This window comes from Novosphingobium olei, from assembly GCF_012927405.1.
Taxonomy (GTDB): Bacteria; Pseudomonadota; Alphaproteobacteria; order Sphingomonadales; family Sphingomonadaceae; genus Novosphingobium; species Novosphingobium olei.
The window spans coordinates 1-6,599 of sequence record NZ_JABBGM010000029.1 but is presented as its reverse complement, the minus strand read 5'-3'; the positions used below and the strand labels follow the sequence as shown (position 1 = coordinate 6,599).

The following is a 6,599-nucleotide window of genomic DNA, read 5'->3' as shown; positions in this document are numbered from 1 at the left end:
CAGGCCGGACTACGCCAGCTTATGGATAGCGCTTCATCCGGCCTGATGACCCCCTGCGTTGTGCCAAGAACATACCATTCAATGGTGCGTCAGGCACGGTGCAGACTGTCCAGATAAGGCGACCAGTTCCTCGGCGGCATAGGCCGCCGTGCCGAAGCGGTTCTTGAGATCGCGCGCCAGGCGGCTGGAATGACCGGTCCAGTGCGACAGTTCGTGGGCGAGAGTCGCGTAGTAGTGGTCAAAACCGGAGAACAGGCTGGCTGGCGGCATGGTCACACGGTCGGTGGTTGGCTCGTAGTAGGCCTCGCAGCCTTGGTGGCGCAGATTGACGAGGATCGCGGCAAAGAAGGCATCGAGCTCGGCCTCGCGCCCCTCGGGCTCGACCAGATCGAGCGAGACGGCTGGATGAAACCGCTCGGGCAGACCTTCGACCTGATCGGCGTTGAACACCGGATAGGCCTTCAAAACCCGGCACGCCTCGTCGCTCTTCTCGCCGGTATCGGGCGCTTCGACCTCCTTGGTGTAGCTCTTGTAAAAAATGGCGATGGTCGACTTCTCACCCTTGCGGACCTGGGCGCCGAGGGTTTTGGCCTGGTTGTAGGTCATCCAGTAAGGCGAGGCGAAGCCGCACATGTCGGCGACCATCCACAGCCAGAATACATTCATGCCGCGATAGGGAATGCCGCAAGCGCGCAAGGGCCGCGACACGGGCACGTCGCGCCAGGGCTGCACCCACGGCTTGGTCCCGGCTTCAAGCCGCGCGATGATCTCCTGGGTAATGCGCGTCGCGGGTGACAATCTGCCGGGCGAGGGTTTGCGATAGGCCATGAGGGCTCTCCTGATGTGGCCTGCCGGCAGGTTCGCCGGTCAGTTCCGCTCAGCATCGAGCTCCCTCCACTCTCTTCCCAAAAGGAAGCGGCCCCTTGGGCAAAGCCAAGGGACCGCTTCGCAAGGGGCGAGTGGCCTGCCTGTCAGGAGGAGGTCAGGCAGCCAGCTCGCGGGGGGGCTGATTGTCGTCGTTGGCGCCTTCGGCGCTCGCGACGGCTTCGCCGGTGGACTCGGGGATCTGCGCATCGTCCGCTTCGACCTCGACGGGCGCGGCGCCAGCAAAGCGCATGACCTCGGGCACCCAAGCGAGCGCGCGTTCGCGGATCTCGACTTCGGTGATGTAGGTCCCACCGAAGACGCGCTCGGCGCTCATCGCGAGATCACCCTTCTTGACCGAGGCGAACCGGCTCGACAGGTCCGGACCACCAACCGCAGCCAGCGCGTCGAGGATCACCGCCTTCGACACCCGGTCGAAGTAGTTCGCCGCGGTCGGGCGCCACCAAGCGGCCATGTCGATGCCGATGAGCGTGGCCAGATGATCGTGGAAGTCGATCCTGCGCTCGCCGGCCATATTGAGACTTGCTTCCAGAGTGCGGCCGACGACGTGACCGAGCCAAGCGGCACGGGCTTCATCGGAAAGCGCCCGGAACCGGTCGAACCGCTCCGACACGTCCGCGCCGCCACGCCAGTTCTCGTCGAGGCCCGACTTGAATTCGGCGAGCGAGGCGCTTGCCGCGGCATCCTTTGCCTCAAACCCGATGATCGGGCCGGCAGGTGTGCCGCCCCGCAGTGTCGTTGCCGAACGCGCCCGGTAGTCGAGCGTGTCGGCGTCGGCGAGCGTGAAGACCATCAGGTCGAGCGCGAGACCGGGATCGGACGCGACATGGAGCGCAAGGACGTCTCGGCGCTGCATCGCGAGTTCATCGACAAGGCGCTTCGACAGCGCCGCGCGGCGCTTGCCCTCCCCGGCTTCGCCCGACACGATTTCGACCGCGTCATCGTTTCCGCCGTCGACCTCTCGTTCGCCGTAGAACACCGGCTGGAGCACCGGCGTGCCATCGCGCGACAGTACGAGGATCATCCCTGCCTCAGATTTGAGCTCGGCCGCGATCACCGGCGGACGAGCGCGGATATCCTGACACTCGCGTTCGATCGCCTCGATTGCCGCTTCGGCCGCGGCCACGGCTTCCTCGGCACTGTCCTCATCTTCAAGGATCGCGGCATGTTCGTCATAGGAAGTGTCGAGTTCATCGAGCCGGGCGAGTTCGGCTTCAGTGAGTGGCGCAGGTTCGGCCGGAAGCCGTACCAGGCCCTCTACGAGGTCATGACTGGCGTAGGGATCGAGCGTCGGTTTAACCCACGCGAGGCCCTGCTCTTCGGCAAGGACCTTGGCCTGTTCCTCCATCTTCGCCGCGGCGAGGGTCTCCAGCAACGCGACATCGGCCCAGGCTTCGCTGTCCTCGTCATCGAACAGCTCGCGCTCGATCAGGCCACCGGCAGCGATATAGGCATCGCGTCCAACGAGCCGGGCACGGGGGTCGCTGCCACGGACCGTGCCCGAGAGCACCATGCGGCGGATCGAGTCCGGGTTGGGGGCATAGTAGCCGGTCGAGACCTGTTCGAAGACCCGGGCCTGGATCGCCTGGTCCGAAGTGGCGCCGTATGCCTTGGCGAGATCGAGTGTGATTTCGCCCGAAGCCAGTGCCTCGAACACGACCGGCGCGAGCTTGGCGAGTCGCAGGCGACCTTCGACGAAACGGACTGTCAGGCCGAAGCGGCGCGCCACATCCTCGATCGAGGCGCCCGCCTCGATCAGCGATGCGAAGGCCTGGGCCTCGTCGGCCGGATTCATCGCCAGGCGATGGAAGTTCTCCGCGAGGCTGGTCTCGATGGCGCCTTCGGCGGTGTCTTCGAGCACGAGGCAGGTCACTTCGTGGTCCTTGGGCAGGACCTTGGCGTCCGCCAGCGCCAGCATCGCCTTACGGCGGCGCTCGCCGGCCTCGACCTCGAACTTGCCCTTGGCGCCCGGGCGCACGATGAGATTCTGCAGCAGCCCGCGGGCAGCAATGCTGGCCGTAAGCTCGGCGTCGGCCGCCGGGTCGTTATGGCGGCGGACATTGCGCGGCGAGGGAACCAGCTTGTTCAGCGGGATCGTCTTGATCATGGCACATACTCCTGATTGCGAGCCCAGCGCATCGACCATCGACGCCCAACTGGCTCAATCAGGGCAAAGCCTCCTCCCCTCTGCTCAATTTAGCTGAAGGGCTCATTCTCGTCGCGACGGGTTCACGCTTGAGCACACCAAGCCAGGCCGCGCAGCAGTACGCTAAATCCGCTCGCGGACGTCCAGAAAGACATCAAACTCGCCGGGTTCGGCATCAGGCTCCATGCACGGTGTCAGAACGGCATCCGCATCAAAGACGATGCAGTGCTCGACGGGCGATGTGACTGGCCAAACGGCGACCACGGCCGAACGAATGCGGCCGTTCGAGTTCTCAAAGATGTCTTTGAAGTAGCTGGTCGCAGCATCTTGAGGCGAAGCGCAGCGAGAAACATGGGAGGGATCGGCCCCAACATTCTCGTCGAAAATGTCGGCGAAGAAGTCCACATGCGTTCCCACTATCGCGAGATTCCGCTTTCCCATCCGTAGCAACTCCATGCTGCGATCATCGGACTGCTACTCATCCGCCGGTAGATCGATCACACGAAAGACCGCGCCCGTCCCCGCGTCGCGCACCAGATCGACGCGCGTCCCATCCCAATGATAGTCGAGATGGCGCCCCTGAACGGGTTCTGATGCGCAGTCAGGGTAGAACAGTCCGACACATTCCCCTCCGGGATGCCGGATGCTTGGATAGACCATGCCATCGGCCCCACCCGCTTTAAGGGCTGCTGCAAGCCTCTGGGACGCCACATAGCTGTCGGGATCAAGGGCTGGATTGGCGGGCTCAGTTCCCCTCAGGTCGTGCAGATCGGCACTGACCGAAAGAACGATCTCCCGGAATTGAGAGGTCCAACCGGGCTCTTCGGTGGTGCGGGCCATGAACCGGGCATGGTGATGGATGGTTTCGAAGAGAGCGGTTTCGAAGGCATTTCCGACATAGAGAACGCCATAGCTGCCATCGGTGAAGCGGCTAGGCCGATCCGTGCTGACATGGGTGAACGGCGCCATCAGATAAGATGCACCGTTTCCGCCTACCCGCCGGTCCGCTGGCACAAGGTCAAGATTGCCGATGGTCGCCATGATCCGGGGATTGGTCTTTTGCTCTGCCGAGATCAGCAGCGGCCAGTCGGCGGGGTCGGCGATGTCCTCGAACAGGTCGATCGGCGGAAAGGCGCTGAGGAGGATCCGGACCGCGCCTTTCCACTCAACATGGGAAACAGGGCCTTGCTCTTGATCCGTCACCAGCCACCGCGCTCGGCGTCGAGGTAGCGGCGCACGCGCATGATGTCGGTGAGTTCACCGCCGAGCATGACATCAAGTGCGCTCGATCCGGCGAAGGCGCTATTTCCTGCCTTGATCCAGGCATAACCGCGCTGGGCGTCCGAAAAGACAATCCGTAGCGCCTTGTGAATGCCCATCAGGTTGGAAAGGCGAGCCGCGCCATCACGCGAGACCCGGCCGGGCCCTTCAGCCTTCCAGCGCCGATAGGAGCGCACCGGCATATCAAGCAGCGTCGCCGCCTGTTCGTCGGTAAGTTCCCACTTGCCAAAGAGGTTGAGAACCGCCCTGAACATAGCGGCAGCTTCGTCCTGGGTGATCGGATCCGGACGAAACGCCGGAGCAGTAGTATCAACGGGTTGCAAAGCCAGCATGGCAAGTCTCCATATGGCACTATATACTCCATTGGTTGCCATTTGGCAATATGTTTCGCAGCTACTGGCCAAGCCGCGCGAGGATACCCGCAGCGCCGATCGTCGGCACGAACAACCGCGTCTGATAGCGGATGATCTCGGTAAAACAGCCTTGCGCCTTGTACCAGTCAAGCCGCGCCGCCGACCAGTCGGCAAGCTCGAGCCGCTGAGTCCCGTTGACCAGGCTGCGCTTGAGGGTGAGCGCCTCGCGGCCCTTGACCTGCATCGGCCGGCCACCGGTGAGCACAGCGTCGACGATCTGCTCGGCCGAGAACGCATGTTCGTCCTCCAGACCCAGGGCCTGGCAGATTTCGGGAACGCAGTGGAGTGGCACTTCGCGACCCAGTAGCGAGCGCCCGTCGCGAGCGGAGATCCGACTGACCCGAACATAGTCGGAAGGGAGCTTGTCCCAGACCGGAAGCAGCAACCCAGTCGCGAGATGCAGTCGTTCGCGCTTGTGGCTCGCAGCGGCTTCACCGACCTCAGCTTGCCAGAGGCGGCGAAACTCGGCGAAATCGACTGGCTCCCAGTTGCTTTCCTCAAGCTGCTCGGCGGTTAGGTGGCCGTGCTTCAAGGGCCGGACCAGTCCGAAACGGGCAACCCGCGTGCCGTCGTCGGCAAGTAGGCTGCGTGCCGGAACCAACAGCCCGATCCGGCCCGAACGGGCATTGCGCAGCAACTGCTGGCGCTCGCCCGAGAGACCATAGAGCTCCTCAAGCCGTGCGAGGCCCAAGGGCTTCAGCGCGCGGGCGATCTCGAGTTCGAGGAGGTGCGTGGTCGCGCCCGAGAGCGCATCGGTGCGCAGCAGGGTGTCGGAGAGCACCTCGAAATGCTCGACCGCGATGGTCTCGACCCCGAGTTCGAGCGTGCCCGCCTGCCGCGCGGCATCGATCCGCGCTTCGACCAACCCGAGGAACTCGTCGAAGATGCCGTTCTGCAGAGCGATCGGCAGCGCGAGTATGCGGTTGAGCCAGCGCTGGATCGTCGGCAGGTCGTCGACCATCGATCCGTCGGGGCCTTCGATCCTGAGTCCGGTCAGTTCCTCAAACCGCGCGAGGCTCACGGCGTCGAGCTTTCCGATGAACAGCAACCCGAACCAGCGGTGAAGCGCCTCCTTGGCATAGGAGCTTTCGAGATTGTCGGCGGGATCGAACAGGTTCTGCCCGCCGGTCTGGCGCTGACCGCGGGTTAGCGCGCCGAGGCTGTCGAGCCGTCGCGCTATGGTCGAGATAAACCGCCGCTCGCCGCGCACATCGGTGGTGACAGGACGGAACAGCGGCGCCGAGGCCTGGTTGGTGCGGTTGGTCCGCCCGAGTCCCTGGATGGCGGCATCGGCGCGCCAGCCCGGTTCAAGCAGGAAATGGACGCGGCGCGCCTGGTTCTTTGCCGCAAGGTCGGCATGATAGCTGCGGCCCGTACCGCCGGCGTCAGAGAAGACCAGAACCTTTTTCGAGCCGTCCATGAACGCCTGTGTCTCGGCAACATTGGCACGGGGGCTACGGGATTGAAGCTGCTGGCGCCCGTCGCGTCCGACGATCAGCCGACGGGTTCGCCCAGTGACCTCAGCTACCTGGTCGGTCCCGAACCGCTCGATGATCGCATCGAGCGCGGTGGCGATCGGCGGCAACGCGCAGAGTTGCTCGATCATTCGGTCGCGCGCGTCGAGCGCCGAGCGGCACAGCACCGGGGCGCCAGCATCGTCGACCATCGGCTCGGAGCGCGGATTGCCGTTCTCGTCCTTGAACACGGCCATCAACCGCACCGGAAAGCTCTTGGTGAGGTAGTCGATCACGTATTCTTTGCAGTCGCAGTTTATGTCGAGCGTGGTGGCGGGAGGCGCAGGTTTCCTTCGGTTTTCCATGATTTCACTCCAGATAATTACGGTTCCCTCGACCTCAACAAGTCGAAGGAACCAA

At 63.9% G+C, this 6,599-nt stretch carries 6 protein-coding genes; all 6 read right to left on the bottom strand.

Annotated elements, in window-relative coordinates; translation table 11 throughout:
- Positions 1 to 78: 78 nt before the first annotated feature.
- The 6 genes from HHL27_RS21935 to HHL27_RS21910 all read right to left on the bottom strand — a co-directional run bounded on the left by HHL27_RS21935 (position 79) and on the right by HHL27_RS21910 (position 6,430).
- Entirely contained in the window at positions 79 to 828 is a 750-nt protein-coding gene (locus HHL27_RS21935) for an ArdC family protein (RefSeq protein WP_169495492.1), read from the bottom strand.
- 154 nt (positions 829 to 982) lie between these two features.
- Positions 983 to 2,992, bottom strand: a complete 2,010-nt coding sequence (locus HHL27_RS21930; protein ID WP_169495491.1) for a ParB/RepB/Spo0J family partition protein — start codon at positions 2,990 to 2,992, stop codon at positions 983 to 985.
- Between the two features lie 162 nt (positions 2,993 to 3,154).
- Entirely contained in the window at positions 3,155 to 3,436 is a 282-nt protein-coding gene (locus HHL27_RS21925) for a hypothetical protein (RefSeq protein WP_169495490.1), read from the bottom strand.
- Positions 3,437 to 3,505: 69 nt separating this feature from the next.
- Entirely contained in the window at positions 3,506 to 4,234 is a 729-nt protein-coding gene (locus tag HHL27_RS21920; RefSeq protein WP_169495489.1) for an RES domain-containing protein, read from the bottom strand.
- Entirely contained in the window at positions 4,231 to 4,644 is a 414-nt protein-coding gene (locus HHL27_RS21915) for an MbcA/ParS/Xre antitoxin family protein (protein WP_100865738.1), read from the bottom strand. Before HHL27_RS21915 ends, HHL27_RS21920 begins: the two co-directional genes overlap by 4 nt.
- Before the next feature lie 61 nt (positions 4,645 to 4,705).
- Positions 4,706 to 6,430, bottom strand: a complete 1,725-nt coding sequence (locus HHL27_RS21910) for a strawberry notch C-terminal domain-containing protein (protein WP_420874096.1) — start codon at positions 6,428 to 6,430, stop codon at positions 4,706 to 4,708.
- Positions 6,431 to 6,599 lie beyond the last annotated feature (169 nt).

Excerpts from the sequence above, each read along its gene's own strand:
- HHL27_RS21935 (WP_169495492.1), bottom strand. The coding sequence starts at position 828 with ATGGCCTATCGCAAACCCTCGCCCGGCAGATTGTCACCCGCGACGCGC.
- HHL27_RS21930 (WP_169495491.1), bottom strand. The coding sequence starts at position 2,992 with ATGATCAAGACGATCCCGCTGAACAAGCTGGTTCCCTCGCCGCGCAAT.
- HHL27_RS21915 (WP_100865738.1), bottom strand. The coding sequence starts at position 4,644 with ATGCTGGCTTTGCAACCCGTTGATACTACTGCTCCGGCGTTTCGTCCG.